General features: G+C 69.4%; 23 protein-coding genes. 19 read left to right on the forward strand and 4 right to left on the reverse strand.

All coding sequences use genetic code 11. From position 1 onward, the window contains the following. Window position 1: 1 nt before the first annotated feature. Entirely contained in the window at window positions 2-1,267 is a 1,266-nt protein-coding gene (gene hisS / locus IG98_RS0130650; protein WP_030920007.1) for a histidine--tRNA ligase, read from the forward strand. Further along, a complete protein-coding gene (gene aspS / locus IG98_RS0130655; protein ID WP_030920011.1) occupies window positions 1,264-3,000 on the forward strand; it encodes an aspartate--tRNA ligase in 1,737 nt (578 codons plus the stop codon). Before hisS ends, aspS begins: the two co-directional genes overlap by 4 nt. Before the next feature lie 328 nt (window positions 3,001-3,328). Here aspS and IG98_RS0130660 read toward each other — a convergent pair whose 3' ends face one another. Next, window positions 3,329-4,219 (reverse strand): peptidylprolyl isomerase, encoded by an 891-nt coding sequence (locus tag IG98_RS0130660; RefSeq protein WP_030920013.1) that lies wholly within the window; start codon window positions 4,217-4,219, stop codon window positions 3,329-3,331. A 202-nt stretch (window positions 4,220-4,421) separates the two neighbouring features. Between IG98_RS0130660 and IG98_RS0130665 the strand changes: the two genes are divergently transcribed. Both IG98_RS0130665 and IG98_RS0130670 read left to right on the forward strand, forming a co-directional pair. After that, the gene (locus IG98_RS0130665; RefSeq protein WP_030920015.1) at window positions 4,422-4,883 is read left to right on the forward strand and encodes a hypothetical protein; all 462 of its coding nucleotides are present in this window, start codon (window positions 4,422-4,424) and stop codon (window positions 4,881-4,883) included. Window positions 4,884-4,914: 31 nt separating this feature from the next. Beyond that, on the forward strand, window positions 4,915-6,225 hold the full coding sequence (locus IG98_RS0130670; protein WP_030920017.1) for a replication-associated recombination protein A: 1,311 nt from the start codon (window positions 4,915-4,917) through the stop codon (window positions 6,223-6,225). Here IG98_RS0130670 and IG98_RS52705 read toward each other — a convergent pair. Then, window positions 6,144-6,596 carry a hypothetical protein gene (locus IG98_RS52705; RefSeq protein ID WP_211264174.1) on the reverse strand — a complete coding sequence of 151 codons (453 nt, stop codon included), beginning with the start codon at window positions 6,594-6,596 and terminating at the stop codon, window positions 6,144-6,146. The genes IG98_RS0130670 and IG98_RS52705 overlap by 82 nt on opposite strands. Before the next feature lie 34 nt (window positions 6,597-6,630). Between IG98_RS52705 and IG98_RS0130680 the strand changes: the two genes are divergently transcribed. The 15 genes from IG98_RS0130680 (at window position 6,631) to pheT (ending at window position 21,561) form a co-directional block, all read left to right on the forward strand. Continuing rightward, window positions 6,631-6,813 (forward strand): hypothetical protein, encoded by a 183-nt coding sequence (locus tag IG98_RS0130680; RefSeq protein ID WP_030920024.1) that lies wholly within the window; start codon window positions 6,631-6,633, stop codon window positions 6,811-6,813. Between the two features lie 176 nt (window positions 6,814-6,989). After that, complete coding sequence (locus IG98_RS0130685) at window positions 6,990-7,382, forward strand: DUF948 domain-containing protein (protein ID WP_030920026.1); 393 nt, start codon at window positions 6,990-6,992, stop codon at window positions 7,380-7,382. Beyond that, complete coding sequence (locus IG98_RS0130690; protein ID WP_030920028.1) at window positions 7,379-7,633, forward strand: hypothetical protein; 255 nt, start codon at window positions 7,379-7,381, stop codon at window positions 7,631-7,633. Before IG98_RS0130685 ends, IG98_RS0130690 begins: the two co-directional genes overlap by 4 nt. A gap of 1 nt (window position 7,634) precedes the next feature. Beyond that, the gene (alaS, locus tag IG98_RS0130695) at window positions 7,635-10,307 is read left to right on the forward strand and encodes an alanine--tRNA ligase (protein ID WP_030920030.1); all 2,673 of its coding nucleotides are present in this window, start codon (window positions 7,635-7,637) and stop codon (window positions 10,305-10,307) included. 105 nt (window positions 10,308-10,412) lie between these two features. Continuing rightward, window positions 10,413-10,922 carry a Holliday junction resolvase RuvX gene (gene ruvX, locus IG98_RS0130700; RefSeq protein ID WP_030920032.1) on the forward strand — a complete coding sequence of 170 codons (510 nt, stop codon included), beginning with the start codon at window positions 10,413-10,415 and terminating at the stop codon, window positions 10,920-10,922. Continuing rightward, window positions 10,919-11,959: an endolytic transglycosylase MltG gene (gene mltG / locus IG98_RS0130705; protein ID WP_051753189.1), complete on the forward strand. Its 1,041-nt coding sequence runs from the start codon at window positions 10,919-10,921 to the stop codon at window positions 11,957-11,959. The genes ruvX and mltG (IG98_RS0130705) overlap by 4 nt, the downstream gene beginning before the upstream one ends. 160 nt (window positions 11,960-12,119) lie before the next feature. After that, complete coding sequence (gene mltG / locus IG98_RS0130710) at window positions 12,120-13,295, forward strand: endolytic transglycosylase MltG (RefSeq protein WP_030920038.1); 1,176 nt, start codon at window positions 12,120-12,122, stop codon at window positions 13,293-13,295. Next, window positions 13,292-14,116, forward strand: coding sequence for a shikimate dehydrogenase (locus tag IG98_RS0130715; RefSeq protein ID WP_030920040.1), 825 nt, complete (start codon window positions 13,292-13,294; stop codon window positions 14,114-14,116). Before mltG (IG98_RS0130710) ends, IG98_RS0130715 begins: the two co-directional genes overlap by 4 nt. Before the next feature lie 260 nt (window positions 14,117-14,376). Then, a complete protein-coding gene (gene infC, locus IG98_RS0130720) occupies window positions 14,377-15,081 on the forward strand; it encodes a translation initiation factor IF-3 (protein ID WP_051753190.1) in 705 nt (234 codons plus the stop codon). 130 nt (window positions 15,082-15,211) lie between these two features. Next, on the forward strand, window positions 15,212-15,406 hold the full coding sequence (gene rpmI / locus IG98_RS0130725) for a 50S ribosomal protein L35 (protein WP_030920046.1): 195 nt from the start codon (window positions 15,212-15,214) through the stop codon (window positions 15,404-15,406). A gap of 24 nt (window positions 15,407-15,430) precedes the next feature. Continuing rightward, the gene (gene rplT / locus IG98_RS0130730; protein WP_012892552.1) at window positions 15,431-15,814 is read left to right on the forward strand and encodes a 50S ribosomal protein L20; all 384 of its coding nucleotides are present in this window, start codon (window positions 15,431-15,433) and stop codon (window positions 15,812-15,814) included. Between the two features lie 72 nt (window positions 15,815-15,886). Beyond that, entirely contained in the window at window positions 15,887-16,702 is an 816-nt protein-coding gene (locus tag IG98_RS0130735) for a TrmH family RNA methyltransferase (protein ID WP_030920049.1), read from the forward strand. Window positions 16,703-16,779: 77 nt separating this feature from the next. After that, window positions 16,780-17,862 (forward strand): sensor histidine kinase, encoded by a 1,083-nt coding sequence (locus IG98_RS0130740; protein WP_030920052.1) that lies wholly within the window; start codon window positions 16,780-16,782, stop codon window positions 17,860-17,862. Between the two features lie 121 nt (window positions 17,863-17,983). Continuing rightward, on the forward strand, window positions 17,984-19,033 hold the full coding sequence (pheS, locus tag IG98_RS0130745) for a phenylalanine--tRNA ligase subunit alpha (protein ID WP_051753197.1): 1,050 nt from the start codon (window positions 17,984-17,986) through the stop codon (window positions 19,031-19,033). After that, window positions 19,033-21,561 carry a phenylalanine--tRNA ligase subunit beta gene (gene pheT, locus IG98_RS0130750; RefSeq protein WP_030920058.1) on the forward strand — a complete coding sequence of 843 codons (2,529 nt, stop codon included), beginning with the start codon at window positions 19,033-19,035 and terminating at the stop codon, window positions 21,559-21,561. The genes pheS and pheT overlap by 1 nt, the downstream gene beginning before the upstream one ends. A gap of 144 nt (window positions 21,562-21,705) precedes the next feature. Here pheT and IG98_RS0130755 read toward each other — a convergent pair whose 3' ends face one another. Together IG98_RS0130755 and IG98_RS0130760 are read right to left on the reverse strand one after the other, a co-directional pair. Further along, complete coding sequence (locus IG98_RS0130755; protein ID WP_342666863.1) at window positions 21,706-22,311, reverse strand: Uma2 family endonuclease; 606 nt, start codon at window positions 22,309-22,311, stop codon at window positions 21,706-21,708. 51 nt (window positions 22,312-22,362) lie between these two features. Further along, window positions 22,363-23,673: an MFS transporter gene (locus IG98_RS0130760; RefSeq protein ID WP_245651783.1), complete on the reverse strand. Its 1,311-nt coding sequence runs from the start codon at window positions 23,671-23,673 to the stop codon at window positions 22,363-22,365. Between the last annotated feature and the right edge of the window lie 72 nt (window positions 23,674-23,745).

Below are 23,745 nucleotides of genomic sequence, written 5' to 3' on the forward strand. Positions count from 1 at the left end.
AATGACTTTGCAGGCGCCCAAGGGCACCTTCGACTGGCTCCCACCGCGTTCGGAGCGGGCACTCGCCGTACGCGAGGCGCTGACCGCGCCCGCCCGCCGGGCGGGTTACGGCTACATCGAGACGCCGGTCTTCGAGGACACCGCGCTGTTCGTGCGCGGCGTCGGTGAGTCGACGGACATCGTCTCCAAGGAGATGTACACCTTCGAGGACAAGGGCGGGCGCTCCATCACGCTGCGCCCCGAGGGCACCGCCTCGGTGGTGCGCGCGGTCCTCCAGCACGGCCTGCACAACGGGCAGCTTCCGGTGAAGCTCTGGTACTCGGGCAGCCAGTTCCGCTACGAGCGGGCACAGAAGGGCCGCTACCGGCACTTCTGGCAGGTCGGCGCCGAGGCGCTGGGCTCCGAGGACCCGGCGCTCGACGCCGAGCTGATCCTGCTGGCCGTCGACGGCTACGCCGCACTGGGGCTCACCGGGGTCCGGCTGCTGATCAACACACTGGGCGACAGGGAGTGCCGCCCCGTCTACCGGGCCGCGCTCCAGGACTTCCTGCGCGGTCTCGACCTCGACGAGCCCACTAGGCAGCGGATCGAGATCAACCCGCTGCGCGTGCTCGACGACAAGCGCCCCGAGGTGCAGGAGCGGCTGGCCGGCGCGCCGCTGGTCGTCGACCACCTGTGCGGGGCGTGCAAGGCCTATCACGAGGAGGTCCGCTCGCTGCTGACCGCCTCCGGCGTGGCCTACACCGATGACCCCCGGCTGGTCCGCGGCCTCGACTACTACACGCGGACCACGTTCGAGTTCGTCCACGACGGGCTCGGCTCCCAGTCCGCGGTCGGCGGCGGAGGCCGCTACGACGGGCTGAGCGAGATGCTCGGCGGGCCCGCCCTGCCCAGCGTCGGCTGGGCGCTCGGCGTCGACCGTACGGTCCTGGCCATGGAGGCCGAGGGCCTGTTCCCGGGCGACGGCGAACAGGCGCGCGTGCAGGTGTACGGTGTGCCGCTGGGTGAGGAGGCGCGCCGCCGGATGTTCCTTCTTGTCACCGAGTTGCGCCGGGCGGGCCTGGCCGCCGACATGTCGTTCGGCGGCAAGGGTGTCAAGGGTGCCATGAAGGGCGCCGACCGCTCGGGGGCGAGCCACGCGGTGATCCTCGGCGAGCGTGATATCGCCGCGGGGACCGCGCAGGTCAAGGACCTGGTCAGCGGAGAGCAGGCCGCCGTACCACTCGCTGAGATCGTCATGACGTTGAAGGAGAGACTGGACAAATGATCCGCACGCACGAAGCGGGATCACTGCGCGAGGAGCACGCCGGGCAGCAGGTGACGCTCGCCGGATGGGTGGGGCGCCGCCGCGACCACGGCGGCGTGGTCTTCATCGACCTGCGTGACGCCTCCGGCTCCGCCCAGGTGGTCTTTCGCGAGGAGGACGACGCCCACGGCCTGCGCGCCGAATACTGCGTCAAGGTCGTCGGGCAGGTGCGGGTCCGCCCCGAGGGCAACGAGAACCCCGACCTGCCGACCGGTGCGATCGAGGTCGTCGCCTCCGAGGTAGAGGTGCTCAGCGAGTCCGCCCCGCTGCCGTTCCCCATTGAAGGCGTGGCCGGTATCTCAGAGGAGGCCAGGCTCAAGTACCGCTACCTCGACATCCGCCGCCATCAGGTCGCGCACGCCATGCGCACCCGTTCCAAGGCCACCTACCTCGCCCACGAGGTGATGAACGAGCACGGGTTCGTCTACGTCGAGACCCCGACGCTGACCCGTTCGACCCCCGAGGGCGCCCGCGACTTCCTCGTCCCGGTCCGGCTCCAGCCGGGTAGCTGGTACGCCCTGCCCCAGTCGCCCCAGCTGTTCAAGCAGCTTCTCCAGGTCGCCGGGCTTGAGCGCTACTACCAGCTCGCCAAGTGCTACCGCGACGAGGACCTGCGCGCAGACCGGCAGCCGGAGTTCACCCAGATCGACATCGAGATGTCCTTCGTGGACCAGGACGACGTCATCGCCCTGGGCGAGGCGTTGATCGGGCGTATCTGGAAGGAGACGGCCGACTACGACCTGCCGGTGCCGCTGCCCCGGATGACCTATCGCGACGCCATGGCCCGTTACGGCTCCGACAAGCCCGACCTGCGTTTCGGCCAGGAACTCGTCGAGATGACGGAGTTCTTCGCCGACACCACCTTCCGCGTGTTCCAGGCGCCGTACGTGGGCGCGGTGGTCATGCCGGGCGGTGCCTCACAGACCCGCAAGGAACTGGACGGCTGGCAGGAGTGGGCCAGGTCGCGCGGCGCCAAGGGCCTGGCCTACGTGCTCGTCGGCTCCGACGGCACGCTCGGCGGGCCCGTCGCCAAGAACCTGTCGGAGACCGAGGCGGCCGGCCTTGCCGCCAAGGTGGGTGCCGAGCCCGGTGACGCGATCTTCTTCGCGGCCGGTGCGGCCTCCGCCTCCCGCGACCTGCTCGGCGCGGCCCGGCTGGAGATCGGCCGCCGCTGCGACCTGATCGACGAGTCGGTGTGGAACTTCCTGTGGATCGTCGACGCCCCCATGTTCGAGGAGGACGGCGAGGGCGGCTGGACCGCGGTGCACCACCCCTTCACCGGTCCCAAGCCCGAGTGGGCGGACAACTTCCAGGACCACCCCGGCGAGGCCCTGGCCTACGCCTACGACATGGTCTGCAACGGTATGGAGATCGGTGGCGGCTCGATCCGGATCCACCGTGCCGAGATGCAGCAGCGCGTCTTCGACGTGCTCGGCATCTCCAAGGAGGAGGCGGAGAACAAGTTCGGCTTCCTGCTGGAGGCGTTCAAGTACGGCCCGCCGCCGCACGGCGGCATCGCCTACGGCTGGGACCGGATCTGCATGCTCCTGGCGAGAGGTGACTCCATCCGCGACGTCATCGCCTTCCCGAAGACGGCCTCGGGCTTCGACCCGCTGACCGGCGCGCCCACCCCGATCACGGCGGAGCAGCGCAAGGAGGCTGGCGTCGACAGCAGGCCCAAGGCCGGCGCCTGATCCGAGATCCGCACCAGGAGTGACCGAGGGCCCCCGGAAGCCGTTCCGGGGGCCCTCGGTGTGCCCGGGGCAGGTGCCGGCCCCGGTGACGCTCTCCGCGGGCCTGCCGGGTACCCCGCGCGGCCTGGCACAGGGGCCGGGCCTTACCCGGCCGCTCCGCCCGGCCGCTCCGCCCGGCCGCGCCGCTCAGCGGTCCCACGGCGGCACGAGGAGCGTGGCCGGGCGGAGCGGCCTCACCCCGAGTCGTACGGGGCTGATACCGCGAGACGCCCCGGTGGTCGGATGACCACCGGGGCGTCTCGCGGGCGGCGGGCCGCCGTGGATCCGGCTAGGAGAGCCGTACGGTCTTAATGATCACGGGGATCTTGGGAGCGTTGGAGCCGCCGTCACCGGTGATGTCGTCGGGGTTGGTGATCCAGCCGCCCTTGTAGATCTTGTCGAGGATCTCCATGCCCTGGGAGACCACGCCGAAGGGGGTGTAGGCCTTCTCCACCTGGTCGGTCTCGTCGGACAGCGAGATCCAGAACTGGCTGCCGTTCTGGTTGACGGCGTCGATCGCCTGGGCCACCGCGACCGTGCCCTTGGTGTACGGTATCCCGCCGAGGTTCTCGCTGTCGTAGATGTAGCCCGAACTGCCCTGACCGTCGGTGGGGTTCTTGCCGTCGGCCTTGGCCTGAGGGTCACCGCACTGCAGCAGGCCCAGACCGGAGTTCTCCAGGGTGGCCAGGCGGTGGCACCTGGTGTTGTCGAAGAAGTGCTTCTTGGCCAGGAAGGCGAAGGAGTTGACCGTGCAGGGGGCCTGCGCGGTCGCCAGGTCGATCACGACGTCACCGTGGTTGGTGGTGATCGTCATGGTCTTCAACTTCAGGTTGGGCTTGGCCGGCGGCCTGCCCACGTTCTTCATCGGACTGCCGCTGGTGTCCTTGCGGTAGGAACAGGTCGTGTCGGCCAGGGCGGCCGTGTTGCTCGGCTCGGGCGTCGCGACGGGGTCCTCGGACGGTGTGCTGCTCGCGTCGGGTGTCGCGACGGCCTGGACGTTCTTGTCGTCACCTCCGAGGAGCCTCACCCCGGCGAACAGGCCTCCCGCGACGACGACCACCGCGATGACCGCTCCGATGACGGCGTTCCGCTTCGACGTGCTCTTCTGCTGCTCAGCACGTTTCGCCTGCCGTTCCTTGTGCTCCCGAGCCAATTGGCTCTGGCGGTCCTCGGCGCTCACCGCTATGTCCTCCAGGATTACTGTTACATGACTTACGGACTGGCGGAAAGCGTACCGGCCCTAAGGTGTGCTGCACGTAAGTGGCGGAATTCGCTAGATGGGGACAGAGGGGAAAGACCGGGATCTCTTCACGCTCTCCATAACTTGTTCATGGTGGGATCCGTACTTGCTGATGACGAGCCACGCACCACCGGAGCGCTCCATGTTCGACGAGATCCTCGGTCTACCCCTCCACCCCCTGGTCGTCCACGCCGCCGTGGTCCTGACCCCGCTCCTGGCGGTGCTCGCCGCCGGGTACGCGCTGCTGCCCCGTACCCGGCCCGCCCTCACCTGGGCGGTGGTCGGGCTCGCCCCGATCGTGCCGGTGAGCGTCTTCGTGGCACGGGAGAGCGGGGAGTCGCTGGAGGAGGGCCGTTTCGCCTCCGCGGGCGGGCGGGTCGGTGAACGCATAGCCGAGCACGCGAGCTTCAGTATCCCCCTGCTGCTCGTCACCCTCGCCCTCGGGGTGATGTCGCTGGCTCTCGTCCACGTCTCGCGCGGTGACCGGTTCGGCCATCAGGTGGGGCTGGCCGTCTCGGCGCTGACCGTGGTCCTGGCCGCCGTCGCGCTCTACTACGTGGTGCGGGCCGGGCACAGCGGGGCCGTCACCGTCTGGGGGAACTGAGGCGCAGCCGGGCAGCGGTACTGTCTCAGGAGTGGACAGCCTGTTCGATTCGGCGGCGGAGGAGGCCCATCGCGGCCAAGAGCCCCTGGCGGTGCGGATGCGCCCCAGGAGCCTGGACGAGGTGATCGGCCAGCGGCACCTGCTGGGCCCCGGTACGCCGCTGCGCCGCCTCGTCGAGGCCGAGGCGGCGATGTCGCTCTTCCTCTGGGGTCCGCCGGGAACCGGCAAGACCACCCTCGCCTACGTGGTGGCGGGCGTCACCAAACGCCGCTTCGTGGAGGTCTCCGCGGTGTCGGCGGGCGTCAAGGAGGTCCGCGCGGCCATCGAGCAGGCCCGGCGAGAGCTGGGCATGTCCGGTCGCCAGACCGTGCTGTTCGTCGACGAGGTGCACCGTTTCAACAAGGCGCAGCAGGACGCCCTGCTGCCCGCCGTGGAGAACCGCTGGGTCACCTTCATCGGCGCCACCACGGAGAACCCCTTCTTCTCCGTCATCTCGCCCCTGCTGTCGCGCTCGCTGCTGCTGACCCTGGAGTCGCTGTCGGAAGACGACATCCGGGTGGTGCTGGAGCGCGCGGTCGCCGACCCGCGCGGCCTGGAGGGAAGGGTACGCCTGGCGCCCGAGGCCGCCGAGCATCTGGTGCGGCTGGCCGGCGGCGACGCCCGCAGGTCGCTCACCTACCTGGAGGCCGCCGCACTGATCGCCGACGGCGAGGTCACCGTCGAGGTGGTGGAGCGGGCGGTGGACAAGGCCGCCGTGCGCTACGACCGTCAAGGCGACCAGCACTACGACGTGATCAGCGGTTTCATCAAGAGCATGCGGGGCTCCGACGCCGACGCCGCGCTGCACTACCTCGCCCGGATGGTCGAGGCGGGTGAGGACCCCCGGTTCATCGCCCGCAGAATCGTCATCTTCGCCTCCGAGGACGTCGGCATGGCCGACCCCACCTGCCTGCAGGTCGCGGTGGCCGCGGCCCAGGCGGTGGAGTTCATCGGCCTGCCGGAGGGGCGGCTCAACCTGGCCCAGGCGGTCATCCACTGCGCGCTGGCCCCCAAGTCCAACGCGGTGATCAATGCCATCGGCGCGGCCTCCGAGGACGTGCGGCGCGGCAACATCGGCCATGTCCCCGACCATCTGCGTGACGCCCACTATCCGGGGGCCAAGAAGCTCGGCCACGGCAAGGGCTACAAGTACCCCCACGACTTCGAGCACGGCCTGGTCCGTCAGGAGTACGCGCCCGAGGAGCTCAGGGACCGGCGCTACTACCGCCCCACCCGGCACGGCGCCGAGGCGGGCTTCGCCGACCGCTGGTCCAGGATCCGCACCTTCCTGCGCGGGGAGTGACCCCGGCCGGGCCGTGCCCGGCCGGCCAGATCGAACAGGGCCTCGGCACGCGAGCGGTCGGCGTCGAGGTGGGTGAACACGTTGACGCCCAGGTAGAAGGTGATCGTCGCGTGGGCCAGGTCGCGGGGCGGCATCAGCCTGGCCAGCGGTGAGCCGCCGATGACCCGTTCCAGCGTCTGTTCGACGAAGTCGATCCACGGCTCCGAGCGTTTGACGATCTCCTTCTTCAACTCTGGCCTGGCGATGCTCGCGCCGACGAGTTCGGAGAAGAGCGTGATGTGACCGCCTTCCAGGTCGGCCCGGTGCAGGAGACCCTCGGGGCTGCGAGTGCCGGCCGCGGAGGACCATCCCGGGGAACCGCGCCGGATCACCTACGAGTACACGGACGGACAGGCGTTCCAGGGCGTGGCCGCGATCGCGCACGTCCTTACCCACATCAACCTCGGCTGGGCGCCGGCCGGCTGGACTCTCATGATCCCCGGGATCGACCGGTTCGCGCAGCTGTGCGCGGACGCCTTCGGTTTCGGCCCGCGGACCGTGCGGCTTCCGGGCGGGATGGAGGGCGGTCCGAGTCCGGAGACGCGGTGATCCCGGCTCCCGGAACGCGGGCCGTCCCGAGTCACGCCACCCCGACCTGATCCGATCCGACCCGGAGGCATGAGCCGGCGGCGCGCGGTAAGTGAGGAGAGTGATATCGGGCACGATAGAGTTTGCCAATCCACCCGACCATGGCCGGGGTCACCTATGAGGGGACGGGTCCGCACATGCTTACCGCAGGAGAGGTCGCGGGGTTGATCGTCGCGATGGCCTGGGCGATCCTGGTCTGTTTCATGGCCGTCGTCATGGTCAGGCTGGCTCGCCTGCTCACCGAGACCACCAAGATGGTCTCCCAGCTGGGCGACCGCGTCGTGCCGCTGCTGGAGGACGTGTCGGCCGCCGTCGGCGAGACCAACCGCCAGCTGGTCGCCATCGAGGCGATCACCAGGGACGTCAAGCAGGTCAGCGGGCACGTGGCCAAGGTCAGCGACGTCACCCAGAACCTGGTCACCGGGCCGCTGATCAAGGTCGCGGCCCTCACCCACGGCGTCCGCCGGGCCGTGGGCGCCCGCAGGCGCGCCAGGCCCGCCGCGCAGGCGCTGGAAAGGCGGCGGAGATGATCCGCAGGCTGTTCTACATGGGCCTGGGCGCGTTCGGCGCGCTGTGGGTCATGCGTAGGCTTCAGGCACTGCACCCGAACCACCTGGCCCGTCGGGCCGTTCGGAACGCAGGCGGGGTCCTGGAGCAGGCGCGGGATCTCGCGGAGGACGCCCTGCGAGGTGCGGCCGAGCGGGAAACCGAGTTGCGATCCAGGTTCGGGCTCGACACTGTGGAAGACCCCTATCACTCCAACGTAAAGGATGGCCGCTGACATGGAGTCGGCAGAGATCGCCCGCCGCTTCCTGCGCTTCTTCGAGGAGCGTGGGCACACCGTTGTGCCCTCGGCCAGCCTCATCGCCGAGGACCCGACGCTGCTTCTGGTCAACGCGGGCATGGTGCCTTTCAAGCCCTACTTCCTGGGCCAGCAGAAGCCGCCCTACAAGCGGGCCACCAGCGCGCAGAAGGTCGTGCGGACCCTCGACATCGACGAGGTCGGCAAGACGACCAGGCACGCCAGCTTCTTCCAGATGCTCGGCAACTTCTCCTTCGGCGACTACTTCAAGGAGCAGGCGATCCCGTTCGCCTGGGAGCTGCTGACCAAGCCCGAGTCCGAGGGCGGGTTCGGCTTCCCCGAGGACCGCCTCTGGGTCACCGTCTATCTCGACGACGACGAGGCCGCCGACATCTGGCACCGGAAGGCCGGCGTGCCGCTGGAGCGCATCCAGCGCCGTGACCTGGCGGACAACTACTGGCACATGGGCGTGCCGGGTCCCGGCGGGCCGTGCAGCGAGATCTACTACGACCGCGGTGCCGAGTACGGGCGCGAGGGCGGCCCGATCGTCGACGAGAACCGCTACCTCGAGGTGTGGAACAACGTCTTCATGCAGTTCCAGCTCGGTGCGGTCCGCAGCAAGACCGACTTCGACATCGCCGGTGAGCTGCCGGCCAAGAGCGTCGACACGGGCATGGGCCTGGAGCGCATGGCGGCGATCCTGCAGGGCGTCGACAACATCTACGAGATCGACACCACGTACAAGATCCTTGACCGTGCCGCGGAGCTCACCAGGACACGCTACGGCCGCGACGAGCGCGCCGACGTGTCGCTGCGGGTCGTCGCCGACCACGTCAGGACCGGCGTGATGCTCGTGGCCGACGGGGTGCTGCCCTCCAACGAGGGCAGGGGATACGTGCTCCGGCGCATCCTGCGCCGCGCCATCCGTAACCTGCGCCTGCTCGGTGCGGGCGAGGAGCGCTACATGCACGAGCTCACCGCGGTGACCGTCGATGTCATGGGCCAGCAGTACGCGGAGCTCAAGGCCGACGCCCCGCAGATCCACGGCGTCATCGACGCGGAGGAGGGGTCCTTCCTCGGTACTCTGCGCACCGGAACCGCGATCTTCGACGTGGCGGCCGAGGAGACCAAGCGCAAGGGGCAGGGCACGCTCGCGGCCGACCAGGCCTTCCAGCTCCACGACACCTACGGGTTCCCGATCGACCTGACCCTGGAGATGGCCTCCGAGCAGGGGCTGCAGGTCGACGAGGAGGGCTTCCGCCGGCTGATGAAGGAGCAGCGCGACCGGGCCAAGGCCGACGCCGCCTCCAAGAAGACCGGCAACGCCGACATCTCGGTCTTCGGCCAGCTCCTGGAGAAGGCCGGCAAGGTCGAGTTCCTCGGCTACGACCACGTGACGGCCGAGGCCGAGGTCGCCGGCCTCCTCGTCGACGGTGCCTCCGTCGCCGCGGCGGGCGCGGGCACGACGGTCGAGGTCGTGCTGAGCCGCACCCCGTTCTACGCCGAAGGGGGCGGCCAGCTCTCCGACCAGGGCCTCATCCGCACCGGCGGGGCCGAGGTGGAGATCGTGGACGTGCAGTCCCCGGTGGCCGGCCTCGTCGTGCACCGGGGCAAGGTCCGCACCGGGGAGATCCGGGTGGGCGAGACGGCCCAGGCCGAGATCGACGTCGAGCGACGCCGGGCCATCTCCCGCAGCCACACCGCCACCCACCTGGTGCACCGGGGCTTCCGCAACGCGCTGGGCGAGACCGCGGCGCAGGCCGGTTCCGAGAACTCGCCGGGTCGTTTCCGCTTCGACTTCACCGCCGCTGGCGCCGTGCCGCCCAGCGTGTTGCGCGACGTCGAGGACGAGGTCAATGCGGTCCTGATCAACGACCTGCGGGTCAACGCCTTCCACACCTCCCAGGCCGAGGCCCGCGCGATGGGCGCGCTGGCCCTGTTCGGTGAGAAGTACGGCGACACCGTCCGCATCGTCGAGGTCGGCGAGTACTCCCGCGAGCTCTGCGGTGGCACCCACGTCGCCAGCTCAGGGCAGCTGGGCCTGGTCAAGGTGCTGGGTGAGGCCTCGATCGGTGCGGGTGTGCGCCGCGTGGAGGCCCTGGTCGGCCTCGACGCGTTCCGCTTCCTGGCCAGGGAGAGCGTGCTCGTCGCCCAGTTGTCGGAGCAGCTCAAGGCCCGCAGGGAAGAGCTCCCCGAACGCGTCGAGGGCATCGTCACCCGGTTGCGCTCCGCGGAGAAGGAACTGGCCACGTTGCGCTCGGCCCAGGCGCTCGCCGGTGCGGGGGAGATGGCGGAAAACGCCCGTGATCTGCATGGAGTCTCCGTTGTGACGCACCGTGCGCCTGATGGAACATCCCCTGATGATCTGCGTAAACTCGCACTTGACGTGCGCGGCCGGTTCCCGAGCGACCGCGCCGCGGTCGTCGTCGTCGCCGGTGTCCCCAACGACCGGCCGGTCGTCGTGGCCGCGGTCAACGAGGTGGGACGCGACCGGGGTCTGAAGGCGGGCCGCCTGGTCGGCGTCGCTGCGAAGGCACTCGGAGGTGGCGGTGGCGGCAAGGATGACGTCGCTCAGGGAGGCGGTGTGCGTCCCGAGGCGATCGACGAGGCACTCGCGGCCGTCGAGCAGGCGATCACGCAGACGCTCACCTGATGGGGAACGACACTCTCGCGCCGTATCCGGCGCGGGAGTGGAGACAGAGGTGTTGACTTCCTTCCCAGAGTCGAAGCCCGGGGTCTCCACGCTGAAAAGAGTCAGATGAGAAACGGCATTCGGCTGGGCGTCGACGTCGGCTCGGTCCGTATCGGCGTGGCCAGGAGCGATCCCTCGGGGTTGCTGGCCACGCCGGTGGAGACCGTCCGGCGCGGCAAGGGCGACCTCGACCGGCTCGCGGAGATCACGGCCGAGTACGAGGTCGTCGAGGTGGTGGTCGGCCTGCCGACCTCGCTCTCCGGGCGTGAGGGGCAGGCGGCGGTCGTCGCCCGTGACTTCGCGAACCGGATCGCACTCCGGCTGGCGCCCGTCCCGGTGCGGCTGTTCGACGAGCGGCTGACCACCGTCACCGCCCAGCAGGGGCTGCGGGCCAGCGGGGTGAAGGCGAAGAACCAGCGTGGCGTGGTGGACCAGGCCGCCGCCGTCGTGCTGCTCCAGGCGGCACTGGACGCCGAACGCGCCACCGGCAGGCCTCCGGGCAGCCCCGTCGAGCCACCGGGTGGAAGGCCCGGTGACAGGCCCGCCGAGAGGCCGGGCGGCGGGACCGTTCGGTGAGCCGCCCACGGCCGATATGGCTGCTGGTGGCCGGAGCGTCGGCGCTCGCCGTCGCCGCCGGAACGGCGACCGGACTCGTCGTGGTCCGCCCCTATCTACTGCCCGCCGACTTCGAGGGGCCGGGTTCCAGCACGGTCGTCGTCGAGATCCCCGAGGGGGCGAGCGCCGGTGCGATCGGGCTGGCGCTGGCCGACGCGGGAGTGGTGGCGAGTGCCAGGGCGTTCGTCAGGGCGGTGGAGGAGCAGGCCAGGACGGGCAGCCTGCACCCCGGCCACTTCAGGCTCCGCAGAGGCATGGACGCCCGCTCGGCACTCGGCATGCTGGTGGCACCCGAGTCGCGGATGGTGCGCAGGGTCACCGTCCCCGAGGGGCTCCGCCTGCCCGAACTGCTCGACCGGCTCGCCGAGGGCACCGGCATGCGCCGGGCCGACCTGGCCAGAGCCGCGGACGACGTGCGGGCGCTGGGCCTGCCACGGTACGCCAGGAACGCCGAGGGCTTCCTGTTCCCCGCCACCTACGAGATCGAGCCCGACACGACCGCTCAGGACGTGCTGGTCGCGATGGTGGAACGTTACAAACAGGCCGCCGAGCAACTCGACCTCAAGGAACGGGCCGCCAGGAAGCGGCTGACCCCCCTGGAGGTTGTCACGATGGCGAGCATCGTCCAGGCGGAGGGCGGGCGGGACCCGGACTATCCGAAGATCGCTAGAGTGATCTACAACCGGATCAGGGCAGGGACGCCACTTCAACTGGACACCACGGTGCTGTACGCGCAGCGGCGCAGGACCCTGGAGGTGTCCGAGAAGGACACCGAGGTGAGGTCTCCGTACAACACCTATCGCAGACCTGGCCTGCCCCCCGGCCCCATCGCGAACCCCGGGGAGAAGGCGTTGATCGCGGCACTTCAGCCAGATCAAGGTGATTGGTTCTGGTTTGTAACCACAGATCCGGAGCATAGAATCACGAAATTCACTGACAAAGAGAGTGAGTTTGTGAGATACCGGGAAGAGCTGAACAGATACCTCGGGAAGCGTTGATGCCCGGCGGAACACCCCTCGTTCCGCCGCATGCGGCGCCCCGTACCCGCGAACCAGAACACTTCCGGAACATCGGGAGGTCTGGCCGGGTGCTTTCCTTCGGTTTGGCACACCCGCTTGACGCCAGGCCGTCCCTAGCGGGAGATTGGCCAGCGTCTCTATGAACGATCTCGATATGGACTTCCTGGTCGGCTCCGACGACGAAGGTCGGCCGGGCCGAAAATCTCGCGCGTCCTCAGGACGCGACTCCGGCGGCCGACGTGGTCGGCGTAGGAAGCGCCGCCGTAACCGGGGCGGCTTCCTCGCCCCCATGCTCGCGGTCATCGTGCTGCTCGGCGGCATCGGCGCCGCCGGCTTCTACGGCTACACCTGGGTCCGCGACGTGATGACCCCGGACGACTACACCGGCCCTGGGTCCGGCGAGGTCGTCGTGGAGATCAAGGACGGCCAGAACGCCTCCGACGTCGCCCAGACCCTGGAGGAGCAGGACGTGGTGAAGAGCGTCAAAGCCTTCGTCAACGCCATCGCCGAGGCGGGCAAGAGCTCCTCTCTGCAGCCTGGCGAATACGCCATGCGCAAGCAGATGGCCGCCGCGGAGGCCGTCAAGCTTCTTGATCCGGAAAAGCGGTTGCTGGAGAGGGTCACTCTCAAGGAGGGGCTGCGCCTGAGCGACACCCTCAAGCAACTCGCCGAAAAGACCGGCAAGCCGCTCAGGGAGTTCCAGCAGGCGGCCAAGAACAGCCGGAAGCTCGGCCTGCCGTCCTATGCCAGGGGCAGGCTGGAGGGCTACGCCTTCCCGGCCACCTACGAGATCAGGCCCAAGATGACGCCCTCCGAGATCCTGATCACGCTGGTCGACCGCTTCACCCTGACGGCGGAGAAGGACGATCTGCAGGGCAAGGCAAAGGAACTCGGGCACACTCCGCACGAGATCATGACGATCGCCAGCATCGTCCAGGCCGAGTCCGGTACCAAAGATGACATGGGCAAGGTGGCCCGGGTCATCTACAACCGGCTCGACGGCAATCCCCGCCGCAAGCTGGAGATGGACAGCACGGTGATGTACGGGCTGAACAAGTACGGCATCGAGTCCTCTCACAAGGATCTTGAGAGTTCCTCGCCCTACAACACCTACAAGTTCGAGGGCCTGCCTCCCGGACCGATCGCCAACCCGGGAGACGACGCCATCCAGGCGGCGCTCAACCCCACCAAGGGGGACTGGGTCTGGTTCGTGACCACCTGCCCGGCGAAACAGATCACCAAGTTCGCCTCGACGGAGACGGACTTCTTCGCGCTCAAGGCCGAGTACGAGCGGAGCAAGGGGAACGGATGCTGAGAGCGGCGGTCCTGGGGTCGCCGATCGCCCACTCGCTCTCCCCGTACCTGCACCGCGCCGCCTACGAGGGCATGGGCCTGCACGACTGGCGGTACGAGGCGATCGAGTGCGACGAGGCCGGGCTCCCCGGCCTCCTCGACGGGCTGGACGCCGACTGGGCTGGGCTCTCGCTCACCATGCCGCTCAAGCGGGCCGTGCTGCCACTGCTCGGCACCGTCTCGGAGCTCGCACTCCAGGTGGGCGGGGTCAACACGGTGATCCTGCGCGACGGCGCCCGGCACGGGGACAACACCGACGTGTACGGCATCGTCCGGGCGCTCGCGGAGGCGGGCGTGGTCACGCCCGCCTCCGCGACCGTCCTCGGCGGGGGCGCGACGGCCTCCTCCGCGCTGGCCGCCCTGCGCGAGCTGGGCCTGGGCGAGGCGACCCTCGTGGTCCGTGACCCGTCCAGGGCGACGGAGACCATCGAGACGGCCGAGCGGCTGGGCATCGGCCTGACGGTGCGGACCTTCGACAAGCTCGACACCGTGCTGGGGGTCGACCTGGTCGTCTCGACCCTGCCCTCCGGTGCGGCCGACGCTTTCACCGAGTCGCTGGCGAACGTGCCGGCGCTCTTCGACGTGGTCTACGCCCCCTGGCCCACCCGGCCGGCAGCGGCGGTGGCCGAGCGGGGCGGGATTGTCGTCGGGGGTTTCCCGATGCTCCTGCACCAGGCGGTCCGGCAGGTCGAGATGATGACCGGCCGCGCGGACGTGCCGGTGGAGGCGATGCGCGAGGCGGGGAAGAGCGAGATCGTCAGGCGTGCCGCTCCGGCGGAATGATTCTGGATGAGCGTTCCGTTGTGATAGAGTGACTAATCGATCGGTCCGGCGTTCCTGCTGGACGCGCAAGCGGAGGTCATCCTCCCACCTCGTCGGCCGCAAGGCTGACAGGTCAGGATCACACCGGGTAGGTTTCCGGCGAGCTTAACGGCATAAAGCCTTCGAGTTCATGTGGCCCCGCATGCGTGACGTGCGGGGCATCTTGCGTTCGACGCGCCTTCACAGGATGCGTGTTCTGCGACTTCCCGGCACGATCGAGCATGTTGCGGCCTTTCGGGAGAAAGGCCGCGGATCGCAACCTAGGAGGCCCCATCAGCGCCGAGCCCCGCATCAATGACCGCATTCGCGTGCCCGAGGTTCGCCTCGTCGGCCCGAACGGCGAGCAGGTGGGCATCGTCTCCATCGGCGATGCCTTGAAGCTGGCTCAAGAGTCCGATCTCGACCTGGTCGAGGTCGCGGCAACGGCCCGCCCGCCAGTGTGCAAGCTCATGGACTACGGCAAGTTCAAGTACGAGTCCGCGATGAAGGCACGTGAGGCGCGCCGTAACCAGGCGTACACCATCATCAAGGAGATCAAGCTTCGGCCGAAGATCGACCCGCACGACTACGAGACCAAGAAGGGTCACGTGGTGCGGTTCCTCAAGGCCGGCGACAAGGTCAAGGTCACCATCATGTTCCGTGGTCGGGAGCAGTCCCGGCCCGAGCTGGGCTTCCGGCTCCTGCAGCGGCTGGCGGAGGATGTGACGGAGCTCGGCTTCGTCGAGTCCCAGCCCAAGCAGGACGGCCGAAACATGATCATGGTGATCGGCCCGCACAAGAAGAAGGCTGAGGCCAAGGCCGAGAAGGCGGCGGCCAAGGCGCGGCATGACGAGAACCCCTCAGAGGACAGCTCGCCGACCGCGGACGAGACGCACGTCAACGACGAGGTGTCCGTCAACGGAGCGGTGGCGGCCCCGCAGGAGTAACTCGCATAGCCTGGATCGTCAGGTAGTCGCGATATCACGTCGAGGCCGGGTCCGGTCTCGTAGTCAGGCATGCCCTTGACTTGGGTTACCGGCCCGGGACATCGGCACGATCGAGGGAGAGACGGCTGAGATGCCGAAGATGAAGACGCACAGCGGTGCGAAGAAGCGGTTCAGGCTCACGGGTTCCGGCAAGCTTGTGCGCCGCCGCGCCAACCGTGCGCACTACAACGAGCACAAGCCGTCCACGTTGACGCGTCGTCTCAAGCCCGAGGTCGTGCTCTCCGACGCCGACTCCAAGAAGATCAAGAAGCTGCTCGCTAAGTAACCGCCCCCGGGGAGATAGATACACATGGCACGCGTGAAGCGGGCGATCAACGCCAAGAAGAAGCGCAAGGTCGTTCTCGAGCGGGCGAAGGGCTATCGGGGTCAGCGTTCCAGGCTGTACCGCAAGGCCAAGGAGCAGATGCTCCACTCGATGACGTACGCCTACCGCGACCGCAAGGACCGCAAGGGCACCTTCCGCCGTCTCTGGATCCAGCGCATCAACGCCGCTGCCCGCCAGAACGGCATCACCTACAACAGGCTCATCCAGGGCCTGCGGCTCGCCTCCATCGAGGTCGACCGCAAGATCCTCGCTGACCTCGCGGTCAACGACGCCGCCACGTTCGCGACGCTGGTCGAGGCCGCCAAGAAGGCGCTCCCGGCCGACGTGAACGCGCCGGTCGCCGGCTGAGCGAGACACTGACGAACATGCGGCCCGCAGCGATCACGCTGCGGGCCGCATTCGCATTCTTGGGGGACGGGCATGGCCGGGTCTGAACTGACCAACATCAAGTCACCGCGGGTCAAGGCCGCGCGGAGGCTGACCAAGCGGGCCTTCAGGGACCGTGACCGCTCCTTCCTGGCAGAGGGGCCACAGGCGGTCCGTGAGGCGCTGGCGCTGGACGGCGTCGTGGTGGAGCTGTTCGCCACCGCCGAGGCCGAACTGCGCCATGCCGACGTCGTCACCGCCGCCACCGCCGCGGGGGTGCCCCTCTTCCGGGCCAGTGGCGAGGTCATGGCCGAGCTGGCCCAGACCGTCACCCCCCAGGGACTGCTGGCCGTGTGCCGCTTCGTGCACGTGCCCCTGAACGACTCCGTCACCTCCGACGCCAGGCTGGTGGCCGTGCTCGCCCACGTTCGCGACCCGGGCAACGCGGGCACGGTGCTGCGCACCGCCGACGCCGCGGGTGCCGACTCGGTGATCTTCACCGACGCCTCGGTCGATCCCTACAACGGCAAGTGCGTGCGGGCCAGCGCGGGCAGTCTGTTCCATCTCCCGGTCACCACGGGTGTCCACGTGACCCGGGTGGTGGAGCACCTGAGGGCTTCCGGGCTGCGGGTGCTCGCCGCCGACGGCGCGGGCAAGCAGACCCTGGACGACATGGACCTGTCCGGCCCGACGGCCTGGATCTTCGGCAATGAGGCCTGGGGGCTTCCCGAGGAGATCCTGGAACTGGCCGACGACGTCGTCCGGGTTCCGATCTACGGGCGGGCCGAGAGCCTGAACCTCGCGACCGCCGCCGCGGTCTGTCTGTACGCATCTGCCCGGTCTCAGCGCACCGGTCCCGGCGCCAGGTGACGCCCCCCGCCTCGAGGCTGCCGTACGGCGCGGGAAACCCGCTATTGTCGGCCATGTAGCGTCGAGGAGGCGGGGTCGTGCACGGCGAACACACCGGCGAGCGGAGCACCGATCCCGCTTCTGTGATCGACGTCGACGAGCTTCCCGACGGTCTCGTGGTGACCGATGGAGACGGCCACGTGCTGACCGTCAACCGGGCCGCGGCCCGGCTGACCGGGGTCACCCGGGAGCAGGCCGCGGGGCGGCACCTGCGCGACGTGTTCTCCTTCCACGACCACGACGGGCGCGACTGGTGGAAGTGGCTCGACACCTACGGCGGGTTGCGCACCCGCACCCGCCAGCCCGAGCTGCCGCTGCGCACCCTCGGCGGCCAGGAGATGCTGGTGGCCGCCCGCCTGGTGCGAGAGCCCCGGCGGGGCGGTGAGGTGGTCCGGGTGGTCATCACGCTGCGTGACACCGGAGCCCGTGCCCGCCTGGAGCGCAGCCGCGCAGACCTGGTCTCCACGGTCGCCCACGAGCTGCGCTCCCCGCTGACCAGTGTCAAGGGGTTCACCGCGACCCTGCTGGCCAAGTGGACCCGTTTCACCGACGACCAGAAGCTGGTCATGCTGGAGACGGTCAACGCCGACGCCGACCGGGTGACCAGGCTGATCACCGAGCTGCTCGACGTCTCGCGTATCGAGTCGGGGCGGCTGGAGATCCATCGCCAGGTGGTCGACATTCCGGCCAGGGTCTCCAAGGTCATCGCGGGGCGGGTGGCGGCGGGTGAGCCGGGCGACCGCTTCCTGCTCCAGGTGCGCGGTGAACTGCCCGAGACCTGGCTCGACCAGGACAAGATCGATCAAGTGCTTGCCAACCTGGTGGAAAACGCGGTGCGGCACGGGCGCGGTACGGTGACAATAGTCGTCGAACCGAGCGAATGGGGAGTGACCGTGTCCGTCCGTGACCAGGGAGAGGGCATCCCGCCCGAGCTGGTCACGCGCGTCTTCCGGCAGTTCTGGCGGGGCAACGCCCGCCGCCGCGGAGGCACCGGGCTGGGCCTGTTCATCGTCAAGGGGCTGATCGAGGCTCACGGTGGCACCATCTCCGTGCAGCGTGGACCCGAGGGCGGCGCCGAGTTTCGATTTATGGTGCCCACCGGCACCCCTGACTTCGCCTGAGCGTGAATGCCAGCCCGGTGGGCTTACCCGACTAGACTCGTGGCCGCTCAAGCCCTGGATTCGGAGCTCTCTCTTGTCAAACTACGACCCGGTCGAGGTGACCCCGCTGCACGCCGACGAGATGGCGCGTATGCAGGCCGACGCGATCGACGCCGTCAAGGCGGCGCGCGACCTCGAAGAACTCAAGCAGGTGCGTCTCGCGCACGTCGGTGACCGCTCACCGATCGCCCTGGCCAACCGCGAGATCGGCGCCCTGCCCCCGGCGGCCCGCGCCGAGGCGGGCAAGCGTATCGGCGGTGCCCGCAAAGCCGTCGCCGACGCTCTCGCCGAACGGCAGGCACAGTTGGAGGCCGAGCGCGACGAGCGGGTCCTCGTCGAGGAGACCGTCGACGTCACGCTGCCCTCTGGCCGCGCCTCCCGGGGCGCCAGGCATCCGCTGACCACCCTTCAGGAGCGCATCGCCGACGCCTTCGTCGCGATGGGCTACGAGGTGGCGGAGGGCCCCGAACTGGAGGGGGAGTGGTTCAACTTCGACGCGTTGAACATCTCCACCGACCACCCGGCGCGCTCGGAGCACGACACCTTCTTCGTGGAGTCCGTCGACTCGGGCAAGGTGCTGCGCACCCAGACCTCTCCCGTCCAGATCCGGGCGCTGCTCAGCAGGGAGCTTCCGATCTACGTGATCTCGCCGGGCAAGGTGTTCCGCACCGACGAGCTTGACGCCACCCACACCCCGGTCTTCCACCAGATCGAGGGGCTGGCGATCGACGAGGGCCTGACCATGGCCCATCTCAAGGGCACCCTGGACCGGTTCGCCGAGGTCATGTTCGGTGAGGGCATCACCACCCGGTTCCGGCCCAACTACTTCCCGTTCACCGAGCCCTCAGCCGAGATGGACCTGAAGTGCTTCGTCTGCCGTGGTGCCTCCGCGGTGCCGGGAAACCCGTCCTGCCGTACCTGTAAATCAGAGGGCTGGATCGAGTGGGGCGGCTGCGGCATGGTCAACCCACGGGTGCTCATCGCCTGCGGCGTCGACCCCGCCCGCTACAGCGGCTTCGCCTTCGGCATGGGCGTCGAACGAACCTTGATGTTCCGCCACAACGCCGAGGACATGCGCGACATGGTCGAGGGAGACGTCCGCTTCACCCTCCCCTTCGGAATGGAGGTCTGATGAAGGTCTCGCTTTCATGGCTGCGGGAGTATGTCGATCTTCCCGCCGTCACGGCGCACGAGATCGCCGAGAAGCTCACCGCGGCCGGGCTCAAGCTCGAGTCCGTCATCTCCTACGGCCACGACATCAAGAACGTCGTGGTGGGCGAGGTGCTCTCCATCGAGACCCTGGAGGGTTTCAAGAAGCCCATCCGCCACTGCCAGGTGGAGGTGGGGGAGGCCGCGCCTCGCGAGATCGTCTGCGGTGCGACCAACTTCGAGGTCGGCGACCGTGTCCCGGTCGCGCTGCCCGGCGCCGTGCTGCCCGGCGGGTTCGAGATCGCCTCTCGCAAGACCTACGGACGCCTGTCGGACGGCATGATCTGCTCGGAGGCGGAGCTTGGGGTGGCCGAGTCCTCCCCGGGCATCCTCGTGCTGCCCGGAGACACTCCGATCGGTGCCGACGTGGTCGAACTGCTCGGCCTGCGCGACGACGTGATCGAGCTTGAGATCACCCCGGACATCGGCTACGCGCTCTCCATCCGGGGCGTGGCCCGCGAGGCCGCCGCCGCCTTCGACTCGGCGTTCATCGACCCGGCGGACGTCTCCCCGCCCGTCGCGTCCGGTCCCGCCTACCCGGCCTCGATCGCCGACCCGTCGGCCTGCGACCGCTTCGTGCTCCGCGAGATCCGCGGGTTCGACCCGTCGGCGAGCAGCCCGCTGTGGATGCGCGCGCGGCTCACCCGCGCCGGTATGCGCCCGGTCTCGCTGGCCGTCGACGTCACCAACTACGTCATGCTGGAGCTCGGCCAGCCGCTGCACGCCTTCGACGCCGCCAGGCTGACCGGTGAGATCGTGGTGCGCAGGGCCGAGCCCGGTGAGACGCTGGAGACGCTCGACCACGTGGTCCGCAAGCTCCACCCGGACGACATCCTGATCACCGACGGGTCGGGCGTGATCTCGATGGCAGGCACCATGGGCGGCCTGCACACCGAGATCTCCGACGCCTCCACCGACATCGTGATCGAGGCAGCCCACTTCTCCGCCAGCGGCATCGCGCGCATGTCGCGCCGGCACAACCTGGTCAGCGAGGCGTCCAAGCGCTTCGAGCGAGGCGTCGACCGGGAGCTGCCGCTGTACGCCTCCTGGCGCGCGGCTCAGCTCCTGGCCGAGCTGGGCGGCGGCACGATCCAGCCGGGCGTCACCCACGCCGAGGTGCGGGTCGAGCCGGTCCAGGTCGCCATCCCGAGCGGCTACCCCGGCAGGGTCGCGGGCACCGTCTACGACCGGGAGACGGTGATCCGCCGCCTGGAGCAGGTCGGCTGCGCGGTCGAGAGCCCCGCCACCGAGAGCGGCGGCACCGCCGCCGACGGGATCGCCGCGAAGCTCGCGGTCGCCGGCGACGACATGCTGGTGGTCACCCCACCATCGTGGCGGCCTGACCTGACCGACCCGAACGACCTCGCCGAGGAGGTCATCCGGCTGGAGGGCTACGAGAACCTGCCCTCGATCCTTCCCTCCGCCCCCGCGGGTGCCGGTCTCACCGAGAGCCAGCGCCTACGCCGCAGGGTCGGCCGCTCACTGGCAGCCGCGGGCTACGTCGAGACCCTCTCCTACCCGTTCAGCGGGGAGCGCGACTTCGACAACCTGCAGCTGCCCGCCGACGACGCGCGCCGCCTGGCCGTACGGCTGGCCAATCCGCTCAGCGAGGACGAGCCGCTGATGCGGACCACCCTGCTGCCCGGCCTGCTCAAGACGCTGGTCCGCAACGTGGGCCGGGGTTTCGGCGATGTGGCGCTGTTCGAGACAGGTCTGGTCTACCGGCCCTCGCCGGACGCGCCCGCCGTCGCCCCCGTGCTGGGCGTCGACCGCAGGCCGAGCCCGGAGGAGCTGGCCTCGATCGAGTCCGCGCTGCCGGCCCAGCCGCTGCGGGTCGGGGTCGTGCTGACCGGGGAGTTCGAGCCGTCCGGCTGGTGGGGCAAGGGCAGGGAAGCCGACTGGGCGGACGCCGTCGAGGCGGCGCGGGTGGTGGCCGCCGAGGCCGGCGTCACCCTCGACGTCCGCGCTGACCGGCACGAGCCCTGGCACCCGGGCCGCTGCGCCGCGCTGTACTCCGGCGACGTGCTCGTCGGTCACGCCGGTGAGCTGCACCCGCGCGTGGTCGAGGCGTACGGCCTGCCCCCGCGCACCTGCGCGATGGAGCTGGAGCTGACCCGGCTGGAGCAGTCGCCGGTCGGCAGGCCTCAGGCGCCGGCGATCTCCGGTTACCCGGTCGCGAGCCAGGACGTCGCACTCATCGTCGACGCGGCGACCCCGGTGGCTCCGGTGGAGGCGGCGCTGCGCGAGGGCGCGGGCGAACTGCTGGAGTCGATCCGGCTGTTCGACGTCTACGCGGGTGCCCAGGTGGGTGAGGGCAAGAAGTCTCTCGCCTACTCCCTGCGCTTCCGGGCGGCTGACAGGACGCTCACGGCGGAGGAGACCACCGCGGCCCGTGACGCGGCCGTGGCCCTGGCCACCGAGCGCACCGGGGCGCGGCTGCGCGGCGCCTGACCGCTCCACGAAGGAGGCTCGGGGCATGCCCCGAGCCTCCTTTTCGCTGCTTTCACGGTCCGTGACCTCGGCTCCGGACGGACCTTCACCCTGCCGGGTACCACCTGACCGACCTCCGCCCTGGCAGGGGCCGCGAGAAAGGGCCTAAAGCCGGTCGATCTCCGTCAGGTCGATGTCGATGTCGAAGGGGGCCGAGATCTTGAGCCGGTCGTGGTGGATGCCGGTCAGAACGTAGGACCGGGCGAGCGGGTCGAGCTCGTAGACGTAGATCGCGGGCCTTCCCGACTGGTTCTCGACCAGCCAGAAGTGTGTGATGCCCGCCTCGGCGTACAGCGTCGGTTTGCGGTCGCGGTCACGCCGCTCGGAGTCCGGCGAGATGACCTCCACGGCCAGCACGACGTCCTCCGCCCGGTAGAAGGTCTGTTCCGGGCTGTGCTCGGCGGAGGCGTGAATGACGCTCATGTCGGGCTCGGGCCGCTGCTGCCTGCCCAGCACGACGCTCATCTCCCGGCGCGCGCGGAGATCTTCCGGCATGGTTCGACGGAGGCCAGCCTCCAGGAGCCACATGGTACGCGTGTGAAAAGAAGCCTGAGGACTCACGAAGACCAGGCTTCCATCGATTAACTCTGTGTGTGCGGGAAGTTGCGGAATGCGATCGAGATCCTCGGCGGTGAACCCCTCCGGTGGGGGGAACACCCAGTCGGGCAGCGAGGAATCCGTCATCTCGGGGCTCCGTACGTCGACCGTCATGACCTCACAGTAGCAACAGGATTCCGTTCTGTGAGGGTGGTTGCGGGTGGCTTATCCCTGGACGGGAGTGGCTTCCTCGCGGCGGGCGCGTTCCCTGAGCGCGTGCTCGTCGGTGCGGGCGTCGTAGTCGCGGAACCTCGGCAGCAGAGCGGCCATCGCCGCCACCGCGCCGACGCACAGCAGGCCGCCCGCGCCCAGGGAGAAGCGGGTTCCGCCGAGCTGGGCCATCAGGCCGGCCCTGGCGTTGCCCAGCATCGGGCCGCTGCTGTAGGAGAGCAGTTCGATACCCGCCAGGCGGCCGCGGAACTCGTCGGGGATGGTCTGGTTCCAGATGGTCGAGCGGAAGACGCCGCTGATCATGTCGGCGGCCCCGGCCACGGCCAGGAAGGCGAAGATGCCCCAGACGCTGGGCATCAACGCCGCCAGCGCCACCGCCACGCCCCACACGGCCGCCGCGACGATCACGCCGAGGCCGTGGCGATGCACGTGCCTGGTCCAGCCGGAGGTGACCGAGGCGATCAGTGAACCGACGGCCGAGGCGGAGAAGAAGAGCCCCAGGGCTTCGGGGACGCCCAGTTCGTCGGCCAGGAACGGGTACAGCGCGGTGGAGAAGGCGAAGACCATCGCGGCGATGTCGACCAGGTAGGTGCCCATCAGGTCGGGGCGGCCCACGGCGTAGCGGACCCCGTCGACCAGTGCCCTGATCGAGGCCGCGGGGGCGTTCTCCCGCTGCGGCTGGACCCGCACCATCTGCAGCAGGACCAGGGAGACCAAGAAGGTCACCACGTTGACGCCGTACGCGACGGCGACGCCGAACCAGGCCGCGATCAGGCCGCTGAGGCCCGGGGCGACGATGGCGCCCAGGTTCCACCGGAAGGCGCTGAGCGCGGCGGCCGCGGTCAGCTGGTCGTGCCTGACCACACGGGGCAGCAGGGACTCCAGGCTGGGCCGTTGCAGGCTGCCCAGCCCGGCCGAGAGCGCGCCGACCACGTACAGCACCCAGACCTGCGGCTTGGGCAGTAGCGCGTTGACGGTCAGGATCAGGACCGTGAGGCAGAGTCCAACCTCGGTGTAAAGGATGATCTTGCGCCGGTCCAGCGCGTCGGCGATCGCCCCGCCCCAGAGCCCGCACACCACCATCGGGACGAACTCGGCCACGCTGACCAGGCCGACCGCCAGGTAGGAGCCGGTCAGCTCCTTCATCTGCAGCGGGACCGCGACCAGGGTCAGGAAGGTGCCGAACATCGTGACGACGCCGGAGCCGAAGAGCAACCGGAAGTCGCGGGAGTCGCGGAGCGGACTGAGGTCCATCGTCAGGTGACGGAGCAGGGTTCTGATGGACCGGTCAGCGTTTTCTGGCACGAACAGGTAGTCTCGGCGGTGACCTGCGCGGGGGCAACTCATTTTCCGCGCAGGTCACCGCCGGGTCGAACG

This window comes from Streptosporangium amethystogenes, from assembly GCF_000721075.1.
In the GTDB taxonomy this organism is placed as follows: domain Bacteria; phylum Actinomycetota; class Actinomycetes; order Streptosporangiales; family Streptosporangiaceae; genus Streptosporangium; species Streptosporangium amethystogenes.